Source organism: Paraniabella hibiscisoli, from assembly GCF_022512515.1.
Classification (GTDB): Bacteria; Bacteroidota; Bacteroidia; order Chitinophagales; family Chitinophagaceae; genus Niabella; species Niabella hibiscisoli.
In genome coordinates, this window is record NZ_JAKWBK010000003.1 from 516,774 (window position 1) to 536,812 (window position 20,039).

Annotated in this window: 20 protein-coding genes, 1 tRNA gene and 2 pseudogenes; 16 read left to right on the forward strand and 7 right to left on the reverse strand. The window is 41.5% G+C overall.

The window, feature by feature from the left end; translation table 11 throughout:
* Positions 1–51: 51 nt before the first annotated feature.
* Together MKP07_RS34045 and MKP07_RS34050 are read left to right on the forward strand one after the other, a co-directional pair.
* Positions 52–729 carry a hypothetical protein gene (locus tag MKP07_RS34045; protein WP_240852495.1) on the forward strand — a complete coding sequence of 226 codons (678 nt, stop codon included), beginning with the start codon at positions 52–54 and terminating at the stop codon, positions 727–729.
* 209 nt (positions 730–938) lie between these two features.
* Positions 939–1,289 carry a hypothetical protein gene (locus tag MKP07_RS34050; protein ID WP_240852496.1) on the forward strand — a complete coding sequence of 117 codons (351 nt, stop codon included), beginning with the start codon at positions 939–941 and terminating at the stop codon, positions 1,287–1,289.
* Between the two features lie 59 nt (positions 1,290–1,348).
* On the opposite strand, the gene MKP07_RS34055 is transcribed toward MKP07_RS34050, so the two are convergent.
* A tRNA-Thr gene (locus MKP07_RS34055) sits at positions 1,349–1,420 on the reverse strand.
* A gap of 234 nt (positions 1,421–1,654) precedes the next feature.
* Here MKP07_RS34055 and MKP07_RS34060 point away from each other — a divergent pair.
* A complete protein-coding gene (locus MKP07_RS34060; RefSeq protein WP_240852497.1) occupies positions 1,655–2,626 on the forward strand; it encodes an acetyl-CoA carboxylase carboxyltransferase subunit alpha in 972 nt (323 codons plus the stop codon).
* Positions 2,627–2,835: 209 nt separating this feature from the next.
* Positions 2,836–3,720 carry a 4-hydroxy-tetrahydrodipicolinate synthase gene (gene dapA, locus MKP07_RS34065; RefSeq protein ID WP_240852498.1) on the forward strand — a complete coding sequence of 295 codons (885 nt, stop codon included), beginning with the start codon at positions 2,836–2,838 and terminating at the stop codon, positions 3,718–3,720.
* 62 nt (positions 3,721–3,782) lie between these two features.
* Here the strand turns inward: dapA and MKP07_RS34070 are convergent, their stop codons facing one another.
* On the reverse strand, positions 3,783–4,235 hold the full coding sequence (locus MKP07_RS34070) for a hypothetical protein (protein WP_240852499.1): 453 nt from the start codon (positions 4,233–4,235) through the stop codon (positions 3,783–3,785).
* A gap of 142 nt (positions 4,236–4,377) precedes the next feature.
* Here MKP07_RS34070 and MKP07_RS34075 point away from each other — a divergent pair, with 142 nt between their 5' ends.
* The 4 genes and pseudogenes from MKP07_RS34075 to MKP07_RS34090 all read left to right on the forward strand — a co-directional run bounded on the left by MKP07_RS34075 (position 4,378) and on the right by MKP07_RS34090 (position 7,275).
* Entirely contained in the window at positions 4,378–5,037 is a 660-nt protein-coding gene (locus MKP07_RS34075) for a hypothetical protein (protein WP_240852500.1), read from the forward strand.
* A complete protein-coding gene (locus MKP07_RS34080; RefSeq protein WP_240852501.1) occupies positions 5,022–5,822 on the forward strand; it encodes a hypothetical protein in 801 nt (266 codons plus the stop codon). Before MKP07_RS34075 ends, MKP07_RS34080 begins: the two co-directional genes overlap by 16 nt.
* 117 nt (positions 5,823–5,939) lie before the next feature.
* Positions 5,940–6,796, forward strand: a pseudogene (locus MKP07_RS34085) (CHAT domain-containing protein).
* Between the two features lie 29 nt (positions 6,797–6,825).
* Positions 6,826–7,275: a hypothetical protein gene (locus tag MKP07_RS34090; protein WP_240852502.1), complete on the forward strand. Its 450-nt coding sequence runs from the start codon at positions 6,826–6,828 to the stop codon at positions 7,273–7,275.
* Between the two features lie 33 nt (positions 7,276–7,308).
* Here the strand turns inward: MKP07_RS34090 and MKP07_RS34095 are convergent, their stop codons facing one another.
* Together MKP07_RS34095 and MKP07_RS34100 are read right to left on the reverse strand one after the other, a co-directional pair.
* Positions 7,309–8,001, reverse strand: coding sequence for a DUF1003 domain-containing protein (locus MKP07_RS34095; RefSeq protein WP_240852503.1), 693 nt, complete (start codon positions 7,999–8,001; stop codon positions 7,309–7,311).
* Positions 8,002–8,042: 41 nt separating this feature from the next.
* Positions 8,043–8,555 carry an acyl-CoA thioesterase gene (locus tag MKP07_RS34100; protein ID WP_240852504.1) on the reverse strand — a complete coding sequence of 171 codons (513 nt, stop codon included), beginning with the start codon at positions 8,553–8,555 and terminating at the stop codon, positions 8,043–8,045.
* A 270-nt stretch (positions 8,556–8,825) separates the two neighbouring features.
* On the opposite strand from MKP07_RS34100, the gene MKP07_RS34105 reads away from it, so the two are divergent.
* The 8 genes and pseudogenes from MKP07_RS34105 (at position 8,826) to MKP07_RS34140 (ending at position 17,932) form a co-directional block, all read left to right on the forward strand.
* Complete coding sequence (locus MKP07_RS34105) at positions 8,826–9,179, forward strand: glycosyltransferase family 39 protein (RefSeq protein WP_240852505.1); 354 nt, start codon at positions 8,826–8,828, stop codon at positions 9,177–9,179.
* 176 nt (positions 9,180–9,355) lie between these two features.
* Complete coding sequence (locus MKP07_RS34110; protein ID WP_240852506.1) at positions 9,356–9,664, forward strand: hypothetical protein; 309 nt, start codon at positions 9,356–9,358, stop codon at positions 9,662–9,664.
* Positions 9,665–9,735: 71 nt separating this feature from the next.
* Complete coding sequence (locus tag MKP07_RS34115) at positions 9,736–10,245, forward strand: hypothetical protein (RefSeq protein WP_240852507.1); 510 nt, start codon at positions 9,736–9,738, stop codon at positions 10,243–10,245.
* 335 nt (positions 10,246–10,580) lie between these two features.
* Positions 10,581–13,892, forward strand: coding sequence for a preprotein translocase subunit SecA (secA, locus tag MKP07_RS34120; RefSeq protein WP_240852770.1), 3,312 nt, complete (start codon positions 10,581–10,583; stop codon positions 13,890–13,892).
* 26 nt (positions 13,893–13,918) lie between these two features.
* A complete protein-coding gene (locus MKP07_RS34125) occupies positions 13,919–14,692 on the forward strand; it encodes a hypothetical protein (protein ID WP_240852508.1) in 774 nt (257 codons plus the stop codon).
* Between the two features lie 184 nt (positions 14,693–14,876).
* Positions 14,877–16,137: pseudogene (locus MKP07_RS34130) on the forward strand (cytochrome ubiquinol oxidase subunit I).
* Positions 16,138–16,146: 9 nt separating this feature from the next.
* Complete coding sequence (locus MKP07_RS34135) at positions 16,147–17,154, forward strand: cytochrome d ubiquinol oxidase subunit II (protein ID WP_240852509.1); 1,008 nt, start codon at positions 16,147–16,149, stop codon at positions 17,152–17,154.
* A gap of 64 nt (positions 17,155–17,218) precedes the next feature.
* Entirely contained in the window at positions 17,219–17,932 is a 714-nt protein-coding gene (locus MKP07_RS34140) for a hypothetical protein (RefSeq protein ID WP_240852510.1), read from the forward strand.
* Positions 17,933–17,995: 63 nt separating this feature from the next.
* On the opposite strand, the gene MKP07_RS34145 is transcribed toward MKP07_RS34140, so the two are convergent.
* From MKP07_RS34145 to nusG, 3 genes are all read right to left on the reverse strand, one after another.
* Positions 17,996–18,598 (reverse strand): DUF6799 domain-containing protein, encoded by a 603-nt coding sequence (locus tag MKP07_RS34145; protein ID WP_240852511.1) that lies wholly within the window; start codon positions 18,596–18,598, stop codon positions 17,996–17,998.
* A 106-nt stretch (positions 18,599–18,704) separates the two neighbouring features.
* Positions 18,705–18,977 carry a glycine zipper domain-containing protein gene (locus tag MKP07_RS34150; protein WP_240852512.1) on the reverse strand — a complete coding sequence of 91 codons (273 nt, stop codon included), beginning with the start codon at positions 18,975–18,977 and terminating at the stop codon, positions 18,705–18,707.
* Between the two features lie 469 nt (positions 18,978–19,446).
* Positions 19,447–20,037 carry a transcription termination/antitermination protein NusG gene (nusG, locus tag MKP07_RS34155; protein WP_240852513.1) on the reverse strand — a complete coding sequence of 197 codons (591 nt, stop codon included), beginning with the start codon at positions 20,035–20,037 and terminating at the stop codon, positions 19,447–19,449.
* Positions 20,038–20,039: the final 2 nt, after the last annotated feature.

Below are 20,039 nucleotides of genomic sequence, written 5' to 3' on the forward strand. Positions count from 1 at the left end.
CTATAATCGCAAATACTTTTACGAAGTAAAATACGCTCAAGAGCAATCATTATGTCTATACAAACCACTCTCATAAAAACCAATAAGGCAAAAATAGCCTTACAACAATTACCTGAAAAGCAATTAAAGGGTTTATTGCAGGCCATTGCTGAGGGAATTCTTACCAATGAATCCGCTATTTTAAAAGCCAATAAAAAAGACCTGGCAGCAAAAGACGCCAACGATCCAAAAAATGATCGCCTGATGCTGAACAGCGAACGGCTTAAAAACATTTCCAACGCTATCAAAAATATCGCGCAGCTGCCTGATCCTACCGGGACCTTACTCGCTGAGAGAACGCTTCCCAATGGCATCCGGCTTAAAAAAGTGGCTGTATCCCTGGGTGTTGTAGGGGCCATTTACGAAAGCCGTCCCAATGTAACTTACGACATTGCCGCCCTTTGTTTACGCAGCCGGAATGCCTGCGTGTTGAAAGGCAGCAGCGATGCCCAACATACCAACAAGGTATCTATCGGTATTATCCAAAAGGCATTAAAACAATTTGGATTAGATATAAACACAGTGAGCCTGTTACCACCACAACGGGAAGTAGTACAGGAAATGTTTACCGCTACAAAATACCTGGATGTATTAATTCCAAGAGGGTCAGAAGGGTTGATCAACTTTGTTCGCCAAAACAGCCTGGTGCGGTTATTGAAACAGGCGCCGGAGTTTGCCACGTATATATAGAAAAAACGGCCGATCTAAAAAAGGCAGTAGCAATTGCTGTAAACGCCAAGGTAAGCAGACCTTCTGTATGCAACGCTGCGGATGCGATACTGGTTGATAAAGAAATTGCAGCAAGCTTCCTGCAGCTACTGAAACCGGCATTTGAAAAATATGAAGTAGAAATTTTTGCAGATGCAGCATCCTACAAAAATCTAAAAGGCTATCCATACTTGGTTAAGGCGAAACCGGAAGATTTTGGTAAAGAGTTTTTATCGCTGAAATGTGCCGTAAAAGTTGTTAAAGATATTGATGAGGCCCTGGATCATATTGCACAATACTCTACCAAACATTCCGAAGCTATTGTATCTAAAAATAAAAAGGCTTGTGACCGTTTTGTTACCGAAGTAGATGCGGCTGCGGTTTATACCAATGCCTCTACAAGATTTACTGATGGCGAGGAGTTTGGCCTGGGTGCAGAAATAGGCATCTCTACACAAAAGTTACATGCACGCGGACCATTTGCACTGGAAAAACTGGTGACGGAAAAATGGATATTAGAAGGTAATGGACAAGTGAGATAAATTATAAAATGTCGTATAAACAAAAAATCTGGTAAAATAATTTACCAGATTTTCTTATGAGCCGAAGAAGGAGTCGAACCCGCGACCTGCTGATTACAAATCAGCTGCTCTACCAACTGAGCTACTTCGGCCTGCTGCGAAAAGACCATGGCTTTTTCGAACGGGCCGCGAAAGTAGCTCAAAAAGTTCTATAATGCTTTTCTATCCATTATTTTTTCTCTACAAAACCGGGCAGTCTGCATATTTTCAAAACGCCACCCCTCAAAACAGCCCTTACAATTCACATACTATACAGATATCTGCCCACACCAACGGGTATTGCTAAATAATCATTAATTTAGCCGCCTCATATAAAAGCATTGATTATGCCCCAAAATGCAAACAGGCAGTTTCTTGATTTTGAAAAGCCAATAAAAGATTTGTTGGATGAAATTGAATTAACTACTGAGCGAGAAAAGAAAACAGATATTGACTTAGGCGGCCAGATAGAGCAGCTCCAGAATAAAGTAGGTGAAACGCGTAAGACCATTACCCATAATCTTACGGATTGGCAGCGCGTGCAACTAAGCCGGCACCCGGACAGACCTTATACACACAAGTATATAGAGCTGATGACGGAAAATTATACGGAATTATACGGAGACCGTAATATTAAGGATGATAAAGCTATGGTAGGCGGTTTTGCTTCTTTAGATGGGCAAACAGTAATGATCATAGGTCAGCAAAAAGGTTCTAACACCAAAAAACGCCAGTTACGCAATTTTGGTATGGCTAACCCAGAAGGCTATCGTAAAGCTCTGCGCTTAATGAAGCTGGCTGAAAAGTTTAATAAACCCGTTGTTACGCTGATCGACACACCCGGTGCTTTTCCGGGTTTAGAGGCGGAAGAGCGTGGACAAGGCGAAGCCATTGCCCGTAACATTTATGAAATGATGCGTCTGAAAGTGCCCGTAATTTGCGTTATTATCGGCGAAGGAGCAAGCGGCGGTGCGTTAGGCATTGGCGTAGGAGACAGAGTATATATGATGGAAAATACCTGGTATACGGTTATCTCTCCTGAAAACTGCAGCACCATTCTCTGGCGTAGCTGGGACTATAAAATGAAAGCAGCCGAACAATTAAAACTCACATCTACAAAAATGAAAGAGTTTGGCCTCATAGATGGTATTATACCTGAGCCTGACGGTGGAGCCCATTGGGACTATGAACTGGCTGCTCAAAATTTAAAGAAGCAAATACTGGCGGGTATTGCTGAAATAAAAAATATGAAGCCTGAAAAACGTGTTGAGGCCCGTATAGAAAAATTCAGCAAGATGGGCTTCTGGGAAGAAGTGTAATAACAGATAGCAGATGACTGTTGGCAGAATACAGAGTAGCCGTTACAACATTATCGGACTTACTGATATCCTCATCTAAATTGATCATCTGTTAAAGCTGAACAACCTACTTCAACTCAGAAATTAACCAATAACAATGTTATGTTAGATAAATGATGTAAACCCTTCATCTGTCAACTATCACCTATCATCTCAAATTTCCGACTAAAATGTCTTTACAACAAAAACTTACCGGTACCGGTATTGCAATAGTAACACCTTTTACATCCAATGGCGATTTTGATTGGGCCACCCTGGAAAACCTGATCAATTTCTGGATTGACAATAAAATAGAATACCTGGTTGTAGCAGGTACTACGGGCGAAAGTGCTACGCTTACAAGAGAAGAAGAACAAGAGCTTTTCAATTTTGCAAAAGAGAAAGTAGCAGGCCGTGCAGGGCTCGTGGCAGGTATTGGAGGCAATGATACCCGCGAGGTAGTACATGCCTTTCAAACAATGCAGTTAGATGGCTATGATGCTATACTCTCAGTAGCGCCCTATTATAATAAACCCGGACAAGAAGGCCTGTACCAGCATTACAAAACTATTGACACGGTAGCTCCATTGCCGATCATCATGTACAATGTACCAGGACGTACCGGACAAAGTATTAGTGCCGAGACAACAGTACGTATAGCTAAGGATTGTAAAAATATCATTGCTACAAAAGAAGCTTCAGGCAGTTTTGATCAGTTCAATTATATAATGAAGCATAAACCCGCTGAGTTCATGCTGATCAGCGGAGATGATCCGATTGCATTTCCAATGATTGCTCTGGGAGCGAGAGGGGTTATATCGGTAGTAGCTAATGCCTATCCAAAAGAGTTTGGAGACATGATACGTCTTTGCCTTGAGGGAAAATTTGCAGAGGCATTGCCATTGCACCTTAAATTCACTGATATCATCACCTCTTTATTTGCTGAGGGTAGTCCTGCCGGTGTAAAGCAGTACCTACAGGAGATGGGACTGTGCACTATTAACGCACGCCTCCCGGTAGTACCGGTAAGTGATGCTCATGCAGCAAAAATAAAATCGCTGATGGCCACCGTTTAACCCATTATAATTTTTATAGACTTAGGGCGATTACCAATAGTAGTCGCCCATTTTTATGAGCATTATTCGGTCTTTTTAAAGTGTTGCTTTGCCATAAAAGCGATTGGTAAACCAACACATATCCACAATATGACAATAGCAACAAGGGCACTATTCAATTCAACAGGAGCTGCCGTTATTTTACTTAAACGAATAACCACCTGCGTCGTAACTACCCAGGCAACAAGTGCAATCAAAAATGCACTTAAAAGAACACTTCTACGAAGAAGTGCTACCCTTGTAAAAAGCCAGAAATACGTTACAGCACAAGCGAACACGATCAAAAAATGAAATACTAATCCCAATGTTGGATAGATGACGCCGCCGGAGAATGCCGGTTTACCAAACAGTCCGCTGGCGATGTATCTTAAAACAATATCCGGCGGAGTCTTGCGTACCATATATGCCTGGCTAAACGCGGCCATAATATCCAGCATGCCAGAAATAAGCGTTACCTTAAATATTTCCTTCTTCATATAGCAATTTTAAAAGTATCCTGGAGCTTTTGGTTTTAAGAAGTTAACGGTTACTTCTTCAAGGTAAGATAATTATTTACGATTGGGCCGCATGCGAAATACCATTTTTTTGTTTATTTTAGAAGAGCTAAATTTTTAGATTATGAAAGCCCCTGACCTCAATTCGAGTGAATTGCTGGAAAAGCTAAATCAAAACGATTATGTTGCTGTAGTTAGTTTCTTTAACAAATACCCCAACCCGGCTCTAACCAATGCACTGTTATTCCTGGAGGCAAAACAACCTATATATAACCTGGCTGCCCTGGATTGTATGGCTACTTCGTTTGCGCATACCGGTCATGTAGCAAAAGGGCTATTATTTGCCGACGTTGCTGTATCGTTGGGTGTTCAGCTATGGCAGCAGGGAGGCGCTGCTCCGATAGATGAATTGAGCTATTACCTGGGTAATAATTCTTACTTATTAATGAAGCTATGGTTCGACAAAGGTGCTTACTCAAAAGCTATTTCCTGCTACAGGCAATGGGCAGACATGAATTTACCTGGCTGGATGAATACACCTTTTATGAGCACTCATTTACAGGCGGCAGAGAACTACCTGGAACATCATGAAATTGAGGAGGCTAATATGATTGTGAATTCGTTAGACCCGCAATTAATCCCTCCATCAAGCATTGTTCTTTATGACAGGCTGCGCAATAAGATACACCTATTTACCACTGCTACAAGTGTGACCAACGAAGAAGTACAGGCATACAAAAAAGTCAAACCATTACCGACCTGGAAACCATGCTTGCTGCGTTAAAGGAAGTAGAAAAAGGGAATAATGCCTGGGACCTCTCTCCTGTTGAAGAATTGCTTAAAATGTATCAATCGGGAGTTCCTGTTGATGATGATAAAGTACTGGGGCTTTCGAACCAGCTATCTGCATCGCTGCTAAACATACAGGCATCAATGGGAGGTGATATTGATGCTACGTCACTGATGTCGAAAAGACATCAATTGGGAGTAGTTATGGAAGAGATAGAGAATAACGACGAAAGTGATGCCAAGTATATACGTTTGGTAGAAGAACTTCAGCATTTACAGCAATGGTTTGAAAACGAAGGACATTTTGGTGACAGCTCCTTCATTTGTTGGCCAATCTATATCTGTTTAAACCGGCTCGAAAAATTTAAAGAAGCCGCAGACGCATTGGACAGGCTTTACTTTTACCTGGAAGAACAGAGAGCCGCCATTACCGATTCCCATAAACGGGCAGGTATTTTTTCGCAGTATCCTCATCTGTTCGGAGCAATGGCTTATACTAATTATCAAAGTAGCAACGCCTCTCGCTTGTTTAACCGGATAGAAGCCTCAAAAGCAAGAAGTCTTACGGACAAAGCACTGCAATCAGGCAACCTGACCTCGGAGTTTTATATAAAAGGCAATATAGAAGCTTATCTATCTCCTGTACTGGCACAAAACAAGGCACATTATCTAAGCCTTTTTTGCGATGATGACAGAACCTATAGCGTGCTGCTTACTAAACAGGGTCGTTTTTTGCTACTGCTAAAGGGCCTTCCAGCGATACGCTTCAATCCTGGTTAAAAAAGATTATCCTAATCCGGATAATTGGAGAAGGGCATCGGCAGGACTTTTTGCTAAACAAAAACGATTAACCTGCCACTGGAATTGGGTATCTTGCTAGCTCCTTTAGTGCTGGCTATGGAAGAAGGCTATCTTAAAGAGGGCGAGCATATTGTTTTTTCACCAGACGGCATCTTAAATCTTTTTTCACTTCAATATGCACTGCTTCCTGACGGCAGACCCTTGATTGAAGCATTTAGCGTATCCAAGATCCATAGTGGATTTCAACTCTATCAATTATTAGAACAGCCACCTATTCTGTATTCCAATATCCGAACAGTTTCATGCAGTGCTATCCAGGATGACAAGGACAAGTGTGCCGCATTTAATGAAACCAATATATGGCTGAACGATACACAATCTGGTGTTTCCACCCACGCTGATATTGAAACGCTCTCATCCTTCTGGCAGCCTGAAACATTACATCACCTGGCAACACACGGCGTTTTCCCGATAGATGAGTTGTTTCAAAATATTCAACTACAAAATCCTTATTTCCACAGCGGACTTCTACTGAAATCCAATAATCAATGGCCTTCATTACAGGCCAATGCCAATTATTATGGATCACCTCATTTGTTGAGTCCGCAAAAGCTGATAGAAGACGATTGCCATTTGCGCCAATCACATATAAGTATGCAAGCATGCGTAAGCGGCAGATCAAAAGACGGGTATGGAGGCGATGCACTCGGCATGGAATGGGCTTTTTTCAAAAAGGAGTATCCAGCATCATTAGCGCTAACTGGAACCTGGATGTGAATTGGGGAAATAAAATATTCAGAATATTCTACGAACAATGGCTGATTCATAAAAAGACCCGGGCACAGGCTTTGCAACAGGCACTATTGCAGGTTAAAAAAGAGGTTGATGCTTCGTTACCCAAGCCTCCTGAATACTATTGGGCCGGACTATCATTAATAGGAGATTTCAGATAAATACATTTAATTTTAAACAAACACTTATTATGACTACACTGGAGAAAGTTCAGCAACTGGACGATTTTAAAGCCCTCAGACTATTCAAGCATATTGAAACTTCGCTGCCGCAGCAATTGAATATCGATAGTGATGAACTAATCGCTCAACTGCCGGATGATATAAAGCAAATGCCGGAAGTGCAGCAGTTAACTACCGCATCAGAAGAAGTATATGAAGAAAACCTGGATACTGCCACGGCTATTAAAGTAGCAAGAGAAAGCCTGGAAATTATGGCATCTAACCCCGATACGCACGAGTATCTGGAACATGAACTTGATACCTGGAAGGATGATGAAATGGTAGCAGGTACAATACTGGCTCTTGGCGGTGCCTTGTCGGCGGTGATGTTGTTATCTACTGTGAAAGTGGGTTATACCAAGGCAAAGGGCTGGGAGTTTAGCATCGGCTACAAAAATAAAAACCAGATTGAGCCTTAAAATTGATTTTTGAATCCCTATTTAAACTATTACCTAAACGTTCTGAGTAGCGCTATTATCTGCAGCAGTATTGTCATTTCTTGCTATCAACCCGGTAAGCTTGCTTTCCAGGTTTATTAAACGGTCCATTTTTTCATGTAGCAACTTTATTTCGAGCTCGGCTTTTAAATTGATCATATAATCCTTCTTGGCACGCTCCCTGTCTTTTTCTTCCTGCCTGTTTTGGCTCATCATAATTACTGGCGCCTGCAACGCAGCAAGGCAGGATAAAATAAGGTTTAAGAGAATAAAAGGGTAAGGATCAAATCCTTTGTTGAGCAATATAAATGCGTTAAATGCAATCCACACTAAAAGGAATATAATAAAGGAAATAATAAAAGTCCAGCTTCCTCCGAAGGAGGCTACTTTGTCGGCAACTCTCTGCCCCAGTGTAGATTCCGTTTTATTCTCCTCTTCAATAGCATCGGCCAATATAGTATCTCCGGTTATCGAATCCATCACATTTTTTACCAGGTTTGTATTTTTACCTGTTTGTGCAGACAGTTGGCGGATAATATATTTTTCGCGGTAACTTTTCAACTCATTTACTGACAAAAAATGGGCTACTGTGAACTCAGGCATTTCCTGTCTTATCAGATCAATAATCCTGTCATTGAGCGAACTGCCAGCTACCTTCTCGGCAACGGGAAACTCTTTTCCTGAAACATCACTGCGAAATGTTTTCATCGTATACACATTATAATTTAAGCCCTTTTATATCCCGGTAACTATACTTTTCCAAATAGCTCCTTCAACTCTTTGGCATCATCGGGTTTCATTTTACCACCCAATATCAGCCTCAGCTGCCTTCTACGCATAGCTCCATTGTAGCGTTCCACATCATCTGCTGTTTCAGGTTCGATAGGCTGGGCTGCTTTGGGTTTACTATGCTCATCCAAAGCAACAAAAGTATAATAAGCAGTATTGCTTTGATATTTGTGTTGTGTCACCAGGTCTTCTCCCCAAACATCCAGGAATACCTCCATCGAAGAGTTAAAAGCGCGGGTAACGCGTGCCTCAATGTGCACCGCATTGCCCAATTTAATAGAATTTAAAAAGGATATATTATCTACAGAAGCTGTTACTACGGGTGCATTGCTATGCTTTTGTGCAGACAATGCTGCAGCAATATCCATCCAGTACATTAACCTGCCCCCCATTAAGTTTCCAAAAACATTCGTATCATTAGGTAGTACCAATTCGGTCATCACGATCAGACTATCAGCCGGTTTTTTAACCATTCTATACTTTTTTGCAAATGTAGCTGCAAATTGCAGATTTTTACAGTTGCATTTTATAGGCTACTCAAATATCAATAGTTATACATGAATACAGTACCAGGTATTAAAATCCAGTCAGATGTGGGGCAGGAAAACAAGACATTGTACCTTTTTATGCTGGGTTGGTTTATTATAAACGCCCTGCAGGCCTGTTTTTAGGACTGGAGGAGACGAAGCTTATTACTGGCATTTGTCCCAAAATATAGACTGGAGCTATTTTGACCACCCCCGATGGTAGCGCTGTTGATCCGGCTCGGAGAAACTTTCGGTCATGGAAGCCTGTTCACACGTTTAGGTACTGTATTAATAACAACTTTCTCTATCGGCATTATTTACAAAGCCTTGCCGGACTACCTAAAGCATATTAAATGGTATATGCTGATAGCAGCCTCAACACTGCTGGTGAATGTTTATAGTTTTATCACCACACCCGATGCCCCGCTCCTGTTTTTTTCCTGTTTGTTTCTGTTAGCTTATAAAAGCTTTCTTAACAAGAGAAGCATTGGCAACAGCATTCTAATGGCTTTTTGTATCACCGGCATGTTTTATAGCAAATATCATGGCATCCTGCTTATTTTTTTGTAGTTCTTTCCAATTATAAATTACTTTTCAACAAGTACTTCTGGCTCACTGTATTAATTACTACCATTCTATTTTTACCGCATATCTACTGGCAGTATCAACATGACTGGCCTAGCTTCCGCTATCATCTGAATGAGCGCCTGGCCAGGCGTTACCGGATAAACCATACCACTGATTATTTGTCAGGTCAGATCCTGGTATTTGGTCCCTTCATTTCCTTATTATTTTACGCAACCTGCTACAGGCTTAAGATCAAAGACCAATTACTCAGAACGCACTTATTCATTTTTGCAGGTACTTTAATTTTCTTTTTGATATCCTCTTTCAAAAACACTGTGGAAGCGCACTGGACGCTTATTGCGGCGCCTTCGTTTATGACCTTATTTATGGCGCTTATTGCAAATGGTACAGAAAAATACCAGCGTCTTTTCCGAAAGTTTGCCATCGCTAACATTATTATTATACTACTCGCCAGGGTGCTTTTTTAGTACCCCACTCACCATTTACTTTAATCCGCCATTACTACCCCTTCTTTTATGGGAAACAATGGGCTGAAACCTTGCATAAAGCGGTTGGCGATACTCCGGTAATTTTTGAGAACTCTTATGTATTGCCATCATTGTATACTTACTATTTTCCGGATGCCAAAGCCCTGGACTACAACACAAAAAGCTATCGAAAAACCAATTACAATCTCGAAAACGATTGTAGGTTAAGTGGCCAAAAAGTATGGCATTATCAAATAACCGGGGAACACGATTCGGCGCTCACCTATATTGATACCAAATATAATCCGGGACTACTTCATCCAATCGAAAAATTTACTTGTGTCAATGCACTGAAGATCATTCCGCAACATTTGCCCGAAAAGCTAAAGACTAGCGCTTCATTCCCTATTCAAGTAGAGCTTCAAAATAAATCGGATCAAACCATCACTCTTTATAACGAACTTGAAATAAATTATGCTTTTTTATTGCTAAGTCCGATTTCATTAATGCAGACAGCAGTTATAAAATTGAAGGCAATATTATTGCTCCCAGACAAAAGACCAGGATTTCCATTAATTTGAAAACGCCCGATCAGGCAGGCACCTATAAATTACTTTTCTCTATAAAAAACAGGCATTTGCAGGGCAATTTTGCCAGCTCCTTTTATTCGGTTCAGGTTGAGTAATAATTATTTCGGTAAAACAAGCTTAACCGGCGCTCCTCTGCCTGGTTGCCGGCCAATTTTCGTATCTTTGCGGCCCTGTCAAATTGTCTGCCTTTGTAATATAAGCACTGTTTTTGACAAGGATATTTCTTTAAAAGATTTTAATTATTAATATATTATCATGTTTGGTTTCTTATCTAAAATTTTCGGAGGTAGTAAGTCAGAGAAAGACACAAAAAACTTCAACCGGTTATTGAAAAAGTAAATAGCTTTTTCAGTCAATACCAGTCTTTAAGCAACGATGAGCTTCGTCATAAAACACAAGAGTTCAAACAGCGTATACAGGATCGTTTGAGCAAAATTGATGAAGAAATCAATACATTAAATGCCAGCGCAGATGCATTATCACATGATGCATTATTTGAAAAAGATAATGTTTACAAACAGGTAGATGAGTTAAAGAAAAGTCGTGATAAAGAAATCGAGGTTGTTCTGGAAGAAATAATGCCGGAAGCTTTTGCCGTAATGAAGGAAACAGCCCGGAGATTTAAAGAAAATGAAAAAGTAGTTTCTAAAGCTACTGATCTTGACAGGCAGTTAAGCGTTGGAAGTGAATATATAACCATTGATGGCGATAAAGCCATATTTAACAATAGCTGGACTGCTGCCGGCAACACGGTGAACTGGAACATGGTGCATTACGATGTGCAGTTAATTGGCGGAGCTGTTTTACATAGCGGTAAAATTGCAGAAATGGCTACCGGTGAGGGTAAAACACTGGTATCTACTTTGCCAGCCTACCTGAACGCTTTGGCTGGTGAAGGTGTACACATTGTAACAGTGAACGATTACCTTGCCCGTCGTGACCAGGAATGGAACGGACCTATTTTTGAATGGCTAGGTTTAAGAGTAGATTGTATAGATAAACACCAGCCTAATACTGCCGCCAGGAGAAATGCTTACCTGGCAGATATCACTTATGGTACCAATAACGAATTTGGCTTCGATTACCTGCGTGATAACATGGTGCACACAGCCGATGAAATGGTACAGCGCAAACACCATTATGCAATGGTGGATGAGGTAGATAGCGTTTTAATTGATGACGCACGTACTCCTTTGATCATAAGCGGTCCTGTTGACAAAGCAGACGATCAGCAGTATCATATTCACAAACCACGCGTACAGCAATTATTTATTGAGCAGGAACGCATTGTTAGAAATGCTTTAAACGAAGCGAAGAAATTAATTGAAAAAGGTGAAGACGATCCTAAAACAGGAGGACTTCATTTATTCCGCGCTTTTAGAGGTTTACCTAAGTACACTCCGCTTATCAAATTCTTGAGCGAGCCCGGCATCAAAGTAAAACTGCAGAAAGCTGAAAACTACTACCTGCAGGATCAGGAACGCAATATGCATATCATTGATTCGGAACTGTTGTTCAGGATCGATGAGAAAAACAAATCGGTAGATCTTACAGAAAAAGGTTTAGGTACCATTACCCGTTCGGGTGAAGATCCTGAATTCTTCGTGTTACCAGACATTAGTGTAAGTCTTGCCGACATAGAAAAAAGTGATGCCTCATCAGAAGATAAATTAAGACAGAAAGAGCATATTCTTAACGACTATTCTCAAAAAGCTGATCGTATACACTCTGTACAACAATTACTGAAAGCCTACGCGCTGTTCGAAAAAGACGTAGAATATGTAGTAATTGATGGTGCTATTAAAATTGTCGACGAACAAACAGGTCGTATCATGGATGGCCGTCGTTATAGTGATGGTTTGCACCAGGCACTGGAGGCTAAAGAAAATGTGAAGATCGAAGCAGCCACTCAAACCTACGCTACCGTTACCCTTCAAAACTTCTTCCGTATGTATCACAAATTAGGTGGTATGACGGGTACAGCAGAAACAGAAGCAGCCGAGCTTTGGAGTATTTATAAACTGGATGTAGTAAACATTCCTACCAATGTTCCTATCATCAGAGATGACAAACAGGACCTCGTTTATAAAACCAAGCGTGAGAAATATAAGGCGGTAATTGACGAAATAGAAGTATTACGCAATGCTGGCAGGCCGGTGTTGGTAGGTACTACTTCGGTTGAGATAAGTGAGCTTTTAGGCCGTATGCTTCAACAGAAGAAAATTCCGCACAATGTACTCAACGCCAAGCAACACGCGCGTGAAGCGAGCGTGGTAGCTGAAGCCGGGTTAGCAGGCGCTGTAACCATTGCCACCAACATGGCTGGTCGTGGTACCGACATTAAGCTGGGAGCCGGTGTAAAAGAAGCAGGAGGTTTAGCCATTATTGGTACGGAGAGACACGAAAGCCGCCGTGTTGACAGGCAGCTTCGTGGTCGTGCAGGCCGCCAGGGTGATCCGGGCAGTTCACAGTTTTATGTATCGCTTGAGGATGATCTGATGCGTATGTTTGGTAGTGATCGTATTGCTGGCATGATGGATAAGCTGGGATATAAAGAAGGCGATGTAATTCAGCATAGCATGATCAGCAATTCCATTCAGCGTGCCCAGAAAAAAGTTGAGGAGAATAACTTTGGTATCCGTAAAAGATTGCTGGAGTATGATGATGTAATGAACAAACAAAGAAATGCTGTTTACGAAAAAAGAAACCATGCTTTGTTTGGAGAGCGTCTTTCACTGGATATCGACAGTGCGTTTTCTATAGTAGCAGAAAGCGTAGTAAATTCCTTTAAAGAGCAGGATGACTACGAAGGCTTTAAAATGGCTTGTATTGTAAACTTCGGTATGGACACCGCCATTACTGCCGATGAGTTTAATGCCACTTCGGAAAATAAACTGATCGATAAATTATACGAAGAAGCTACTCAACGTTATAATCAACACACAGAAGCTATAGGCCTCAAAGCAGTGCCGGTATTTAAAAATATCCGTACCGCCCAGGGACCTCATATTGAAAATGTTGTGGTACCATTTACAGATGGCCGTAAGGGAATCAACGTACTCGCTCCTTTGGATAAAACAGTTGACACCAATGGGCAGGCGCTTGTTTCCAGCATGGAAAAATCTATTACCCTGGCGGTGATAGACGATGCCTGGAAAGAGCATCTGCGTGCCATGGATGATTTAAAGCAAAGCGTACAAACCGCGTACCTGGAACAAAAAGATCCATTAGTAATTTATAAAGTAGAGGCTTTCCAGTTGTTTAACAACATGACCACTACTTTAAACAAGGATATCATTTCCTTCCTTACACAAGCCAATTTGCCAGACCAACAGGAAAGCAATGAAATCAAAGAAGGCCGCCAGGAAAAAACCGATCTGAGTAAACTAAGTGTTAATAAAGAAGAAATAGATGCAGCCGGCGATGATTATGCCGCTAATGAAAATGACTATTTCGATCCATCAGCACCGCCGGTAAAACAAGAGCCCGTTCGCGTAGGACCCAAAATCGGCCGAAACGATCCTTGCCCCTGCGGTAGCGGAAAAAATTCAAACAATGCCACGGTAAAGGCGCAGAATAAAACTGTAAAATCCCTTCGAATTGAAGGGATTTTTTTATGGAAACCAATGCTGGTATGAATCTGACAATAATATAGTAATAGCCAATGCGGACAGTAGCTTTAATATACCTTCTTCCCTTTTTGTGGCAATACACTCCCCTTTGTAGTTCCCAGGCATTTGCATCTGCTTACGACACTACCTATTACGATCTCTGCATTGCATCTGAAAAGGCTGCCCGGGCAACGACCCTGCTTGCCCAAACCCCTAACTATGACAGTGCGGTTATATTGATCAGAAAAGCTCAATTACTCCATTATAAAGAACATGTAATATCCTTTGGTAAAGATTCAACCGGGAAGATTATCAACTCACCAATTAGCACAGGTAATATCAGCAGCGGTTATATACCTGATATGAACAATCGGTTTGCAGATATACATATACATACCAACGAACATCCTCCCTCCAGCGGCGACTTATATGGTTTTATCGACCAAATAACAATCGACGCTAATTATATCAGATATATAATCACTCCTAAAGGACAAGCGTATGCCCTTGTACTGCTTAGTAAAAAAGACGCGCTACGCTTTAATACTTCTTACACAAGACGGGCAGGTATCAGCAAAATTCAGGCAGATGGCACTTCGATCAATTATCAGCCTACATTTCCGCAACAATTGGTAGACGAATTCAATGAATTAAGATCATGGAACGGGATTACTCATGAAACGGCATTGGTCATACTGCTTAAAAAATACAAGATGGGGATAGTATTACTGAAGCAGGACACAAACGGCGCTTATAACGCACTTGATGTGCGGGAACAAACGGATCATAAAGGCAATAAAAGCTATCATCTATCCCACTGTCGTTAGCGAAAAGACCGGATAACACAACACAGGTCCGGTATATTGAAACACCAATTACAACAGATCTGTCGTACCTTTGCGGCCGGTAACTTATTCTTGTCTAAATCCATGCTACTATGGATGATTTTTGGCGGCACGGTCGCAAATGGCGCTCTCTCTTGGCTTTCACATCATTTTTGCATGTATCGGAATGATCATGCCATTTTTTATGGCTGTATCACATTACAAGTGGTTAAAAACAGGCGATACAACTTATAAAAATGTAACCAAAGCCTGGAGCCGGGGCGTAGCAATATTCTTCGCAACAGGTGCCGTCTCCGGCACTGTTTTATCTTTTGAACTCGGCTTGTTATGGCCAGAGTTTATGAAGCATGCAGGCCCTATTTTCGGTATGCCTTTTTCGCTGGAGGGAACGGCCTTTTTATCGAGGCTATTGCATTAGGCTTTTATTTATATGGCTGGAACCGCTTCAACAGATGGTTTCATTGGTTCACGGGTGTAGTGGTAGGTCTTAGCGGGTTGGCTTCGGGCATACTTGTAGTTGCAGCCAATGCCTGGATGAACAGCCCCACAGGTTTTGAATATGTAAACGGGCAGTATATCAACGCCGACCCTATTGCTGCGATGTTTAACGACGCCTGGCTCTCCCAATCCATACACATGGTACTCGCTGCCACTGTAGCTACCAGCTTTGCTGTAGCGGGTGTACATGCATTAATGATATTAAAAGGAAAGAATGTATCCTTTCATACAAAGGCCTTTAGAATTGCGGCTGTATTTGCAGCTGTCAGCGCCATTCTTCAACCGCTTAGTGGCGACTTTTCAGCTAAAGATGTTGCTAAAAGACAGCCCGCGAAATTGGCGGCTATGGAAGCACATTTTAAAACTGAAGAAAAAGCGGCATTGATCATTGGCGGTGTGCCCGATGAAAAAACAGAAACAGTGAAGTATGCCATAAAAATTCCCGGAGCCTTAAGTTTTTTGGCACATGGAGATTTTAATACCGAGGTAACAGGCCTGGACAAAATTCCTAAAAATGAACGGCCTCCAGTGGCTGTAGTACACTACTCCTTCCAGGTAATGGTGATGCTGGGTATGGCTATGATGTTGATTGCCCTTTTGTATCTCTTTATTTTATGGAGAAAGAAAGGCTGGCTCGAAAAAGATGGTTGTTGAAAATGTTCGTACTGGCCATTCCTGCAGGATTTATTGCGGTAGAAGCCGGATGGATGGTTACAGAAGTGGGACGACAACCCTGGATTATGTATGGCTACATGCGAACGGCCGATGCAGTTACACCCATGCCTGGCATTATATATTCGTTTTATATTTTCACCGCAGTTTATCTTTCTTTAAGTATTATAGTAATGATGCTTTTGTACAGGCAGGTTAAAATGGTAGGTGTGTTGTATGATGCTCCTGCAGGCGAGTCATTACCCGATAACCATTAAAAGCCTTTTATGATTTATGTAGTGATGGCATATTTATGGGCTTCCGTTTTATTATACGTTTTGATGGGCGGAGCCGATTTTGGCGCCGGCGTGCTGGAATTTCTATCTACATCAAAAAGTAAAGACCGAACCCGAAAAGTGATGTACAGGGCCATTGGCCCCATCTGGGAGGCTAATCACATGTGGCTGATTATTGCCATTGTAATACTTTTTGTGGGCTTCCCGGTTATCTATACCACCATGTCAGTTTATCTGCATATACCCTTAACTATTATGCTGCTCGGTATTATTGCCAGGGGAACAGCTTTTACCTTTCGTAATTATGACGCGGTAAAAGACAATATGCAGGTGGTGTACTCCAAAACCTTTATGTACTCCAGCATTATCACTCCATTATTTTTAGGCATTATAGCGGGTAGTGCCGTTTCTGGGAGAATAGATCCCCAGGCAACTAACTTTTTAGATGCCTATGTTTTCAGCTGGTTATCGCCATTTCCTGTGGCGGTAGGGATTTTTACGGTTATTATCTGTGGCTTTTTGGCGGCTATATTTATTATTGGAGAAACAAAGTCGGAAGAAGACAAAAAGCGTTTTGTTACCAAGTCCAAACACATGAGTATTGCGGCGCTGGCAGCCGCTGTCCTTGTATTCATAGCTGCCCAAATGGAAGGCATTCCATTGGCCCATTGGCTTTTTGGCAATTCAGTAAGTATTATTTGCGTGATACTAGCCATTATATCCCTGGTTTGGATGTGGGCCTCTTTATTTACAAAACAAACAAAATTGATCCGGGTGATTGCCGGAGCCCAGGTCACCTTACTACTGGTCGCTATCACTTACGAGCATTATCCGGTGCTGGTTAATTTAAAAAATACAGAAGGGTTATCCCTGTTAACGCAACAAGGAGCGGAAAAAACGATCAGGTCTCTCGGTATAGCCCTGCTTGCCGGAAGTGTTTTAATTTTACCCTCGCTGTTTTACCTGTTATATAGTTTTTCCAACCGGACAGAAGAATAGCGCTTTAACAAACAATTATTGGAGAGAGCAGTTACCTGCATATAGATAACCCTTACATTTATATATGATTATCCGCTATATACTTACCATCTGCCTGCTGATTGCTATACTACCGCTTGCCGCACAAAAAACAGTAAAAGGACGCGTAAACGATTTCACTTACGATACCATTTCTCCCCTGCCTAAGGCTACCGTAACCAATATCAGTCGTGGCTCATCTGTATCGGCTGACAACAGTGGATATTATTCCATCAACGCCAACGAAAATGACAGCCTGATCTTTTCTTTTAGCGGATTTATAAGCGATACTGTAAAAGTGCAGGAACAGTTTTTTATATCAGGATATGATGCAGCGCTTATTGAACGGGCTGCGTTCCTGGCCGGGGTTACGGTGATGGCAGATTACAGGAGAGATTCTATACGCAGAAGACAGGAATATGCCTATGCCTATGAAAAGCCATTGGGAATAACCGGCGGTCATACACCATCTGCGGGTGCAGGTATTGTCTTAAGTCCTTCTGCTATTTTTTCAAAAGAACGCAAAGCTAATAAGCGATTGAAAACGAGGTTGCTGAAGCAGGAAGAAGACGCTTATGTTGACTATGTATTTTCGCCCGCCTGGGTGAGCTCATTAACCGGTCTGAAGGATGAAGCGCTGAAATCATTTATGAACGAGTACAGACCGTCTTACGAATTTTGCCGCCAACGCAATAAGGGAGAACTTATCACTTATGTTAGTGATAAGTTCAAAGAATTTCAGGCGAAAAACAGGAAATAAGAGCAACAAAAAGGTGAGCGCAAGGCTTCACCTTTTATCAAAACATAACCAGAAAACGTTTATTTACTTTTTAATATCTTCTTTAACTTCTTTAGCTTTATCACCCACTTTCTGCGCTCCCTTTTTAATAGCCTGGCCTACATCCTCAGCTTTTTCTTTGGTTGCATCAGCCGCTTTTTCTACACCTTGTTTAGTAGCCGCCGCTGCATCTTTTACGCCTTCTTTTGTAGCTTCGTATCCCTTTTCAACAGCATTCCCTGTAGCATCTGCCGCATTGGTTACTCCTCTCTTAGTCGCATCCCATGCATCTTCCACTGCAGCTCCGGCCCTGTTAAAGAAAATGCCGGTTTTAGTTACCCGCTCTCCATCCTCTAATACAATAGTCCGGCCCTTCTTATCCACTACTTCGCCATTCTTTTTAATCGTAACGCCATTTTCCAGTACCAGGTCGTTATCAACCGGTACCCAAGCTCCGTTTGTATAAACCACCAGCTGACCATCCTTCCTGATGATATCGCCTTCTTTATAATCAGAAAATACTTCTGCAACAGGCAAAGTATCAGTAGGCGCCACAACAATAGAATCTGAAGATGCGGTATTGTTCGCTTCATTGTTACATGCAACACTGATAGAAGCCACGGCAACTGCGAGTAATAGTTTTTTCATTTGTTTAAGTTTGGTTCCGGTAATAGGGTTAACCGGAGTTAGTTAAAAATAAGGAATATATACGACAAAAGCGGTTTAAACCGCTTTTGTCTGTTATTAGTGAATGTTAATAACCATTTCTTTGTCTTTCTTTTTTATCAACGATAGCACCCACACCAGCTCCTGTAGCGGCTCCTATCACGCCTCCTACTACACCACCGCCCAATCGATTGTTTTTATTAGCCACGGCGCCAATTACTGCCCCTGAAGCAGCTCCTACTATAGCTCCTTTAGCAGTATGGCTCATTCCCTTTCTCTGAGGCGCAGGTGCCGGAGCAGATGCAGTACCCGACCCCGACGAACTACTGTTTCCTCGACTGCTGCCACTACTTCTGTACACCTTATTTCCTGAGCTGGAACTGCTGGATGCCGATGATCTCTAGTAGCTACCGGAGCTACTGTTGCATTATTTTCAAGCTCCTTCTCTGCTTCAATTTTTTCACGTATCTCGCTTTCCATTTTCCATTTTTGATATTCAGCAAGACCTAACGTATCCTGTACCTGTACAGAGCGGTATCGCTATCTTTTTTCTGCTTGTACATGATAGTATAAAAAAGGTAAATAATACCGATACTATCATTAAAATGTTGAACTTTTTCATAACCTCTAATTTTGTCTGGTAATAATAATGATCTATGTCACACTAAAGACAAAAAACTATGCCAAATAGGTTGTCCGGTAGTTCTTAAAAAAAACCTAATAGCGCTAACCAATTGATTTCAATGAGGTAATAAAAGTCGATTAGCAAACAAAACGAAATAAAAAAGCCGTTTCTTGCGAAACGGCCTAAACAACTTTTATAAAACAGATTAAATAATCTTCTCTACCTGCATGTAATTCAGCTCTACCGGTGTTGAACGTCCGAATATCTTTACAATAACCTTCAACTTCTTCTTCTCATCGTTCACTTCTTCAATAATACCGTTAAAGTCATTAAATGGTCCTTCAACAATCTTAATAGTTTCACCTACAATATAAGGCTCGATCATGCTAACACCACCCGCCTCATTCATTTCATCCATGCGGCCCAGCATCTTATTTACTTCGGCCTTACGTAAAGAAATGGGGTTATCCTTTCCTAAAAAATGAATGACACTATTGGTTCCAACTACCAGGTCACGCAAATCATCGCTCATCTTACCATCCTGCACTTCAATCATTACATAACCAGGATAATAGTTTCTTTCGCGCATTACCTTCTTACCATTCTGCACTTTATACACTTTTTCTACAGGTAAAAAAACCTGTTGAACAAGCGTTGCAAAAGGGCTGCGGGAAATTTCTTTATCCAGATACTCCTTAACCTTGCGCTCCTTACCGCTCACCACACGCAATACATACCATTTGGTATCTATTTGTGGAGTTTCTGCGGGTTTATCGTCAACAATATTCTCTACCATCT

Bases quoted from the DNA above. Each gene is read 5' to 3' on its own strand.
- MKP07_RS34045 (WP_240852495.1), top strand. From the start codon at position 52: ATGTCTATACAAACCACTCTCATAAAAACCAATAAGGCAAAAATAGCC.
- MKP07_RS34060 (WP_240852497.1), top strand. From the start codon at position 1,655: ATGCCCCAAAATGCAAACAGGCAGTTTCTTGATTTTGAAAAGCCAATA.
- dapA (WP_240852498.1), top strand. From the start codon at position 2,836: ATGTCTTTACAACAAAAACTTACCGGTACCGGTATTGCAATAGTAACA.
- MKP07_RS34070 (WP_240852499.1), bottom strand. From the start codon at position 4,235: ATGAAGAAGGAAATATTTAAGGTAACGCTTATTTCTGGCATGCTGGAT.
- MKP07_RS34075 (WP_240852500.1), top strand. From the start codon at position 4,378: ATGAAAGCCCCTGACCTCAATTCGAGTGAATTGCTGGAAAAGCTAAAT.
- MKP07_RS34080 (WP_240852501.1), top strand. From the start codon at position 5,022: ATGCTTGCTGCGTTAAAGGAAGTAGAAAAAGGGAATAATGCCTGGGAC.
- MKP07_RS34090 (WP_240852502.1), top strand. From the start codon at position 6,826: ATGACTACACTGGAGAAAGTTCAGCAACTGGACGATTTTAAAGCCCTC.
- MKP07_RS34095 (WP_240852503.1), bottom strand. From the start codon at position 8,001: ATGAAAACATTTCGCAGTGATGTTTCAGGAAAAGAGTTTCCCGTTGCC.
- MKP07_RS34100 (WP_240852504.1), bottom strand. From the start codon at position 8,555: ATGGTTAAAAAACCGGCTGATAGTCTGATCGTGATGACCGAATTGGTA.
- MKP07_RS34105 (WP_240852505.1), top strand. From the start codon at position 8,826: ATGGTAGCGCTGTTGATCCGGCTCGGAGAAACTTTCGGTCATGGAAGC.
- MKP07_RS34125 (WP_240852508.1), top strand. From the start codon at position 13,919: ATGCGGACAGTAGCTTTAATATACCTTCTTCCCTTTTTGTGGCAATAC.
- MKP07_RS34135 (WP_240852509.1), top strand. From the start codon at position 16,147: ATGATTTATGTAGTGATGGCATATTTATGGGCTTCCGTTTTATTATAC.
- MKP07_RS34140 (WP_240852510.1), top strand. From the start codon at position 17,219: ATGATTATCCGCTATATACTTACCATCTGCCTGCTGATTGCTATACTA.
- MKP07_RS34145 (WP_240852511.1), bottom strand. From the start codon at position 18,598: ATGAAAAAACTATTACTCGCAGTTGCCGTGGCTTCTATCAGTGTTGCA.
- nusG (WP_240852513.1), bottom strand. From the start codon at position 20,037: ATGGTAGAGAATATTGTTGACGATAAACCCGCAGAAACTCCACAAATA.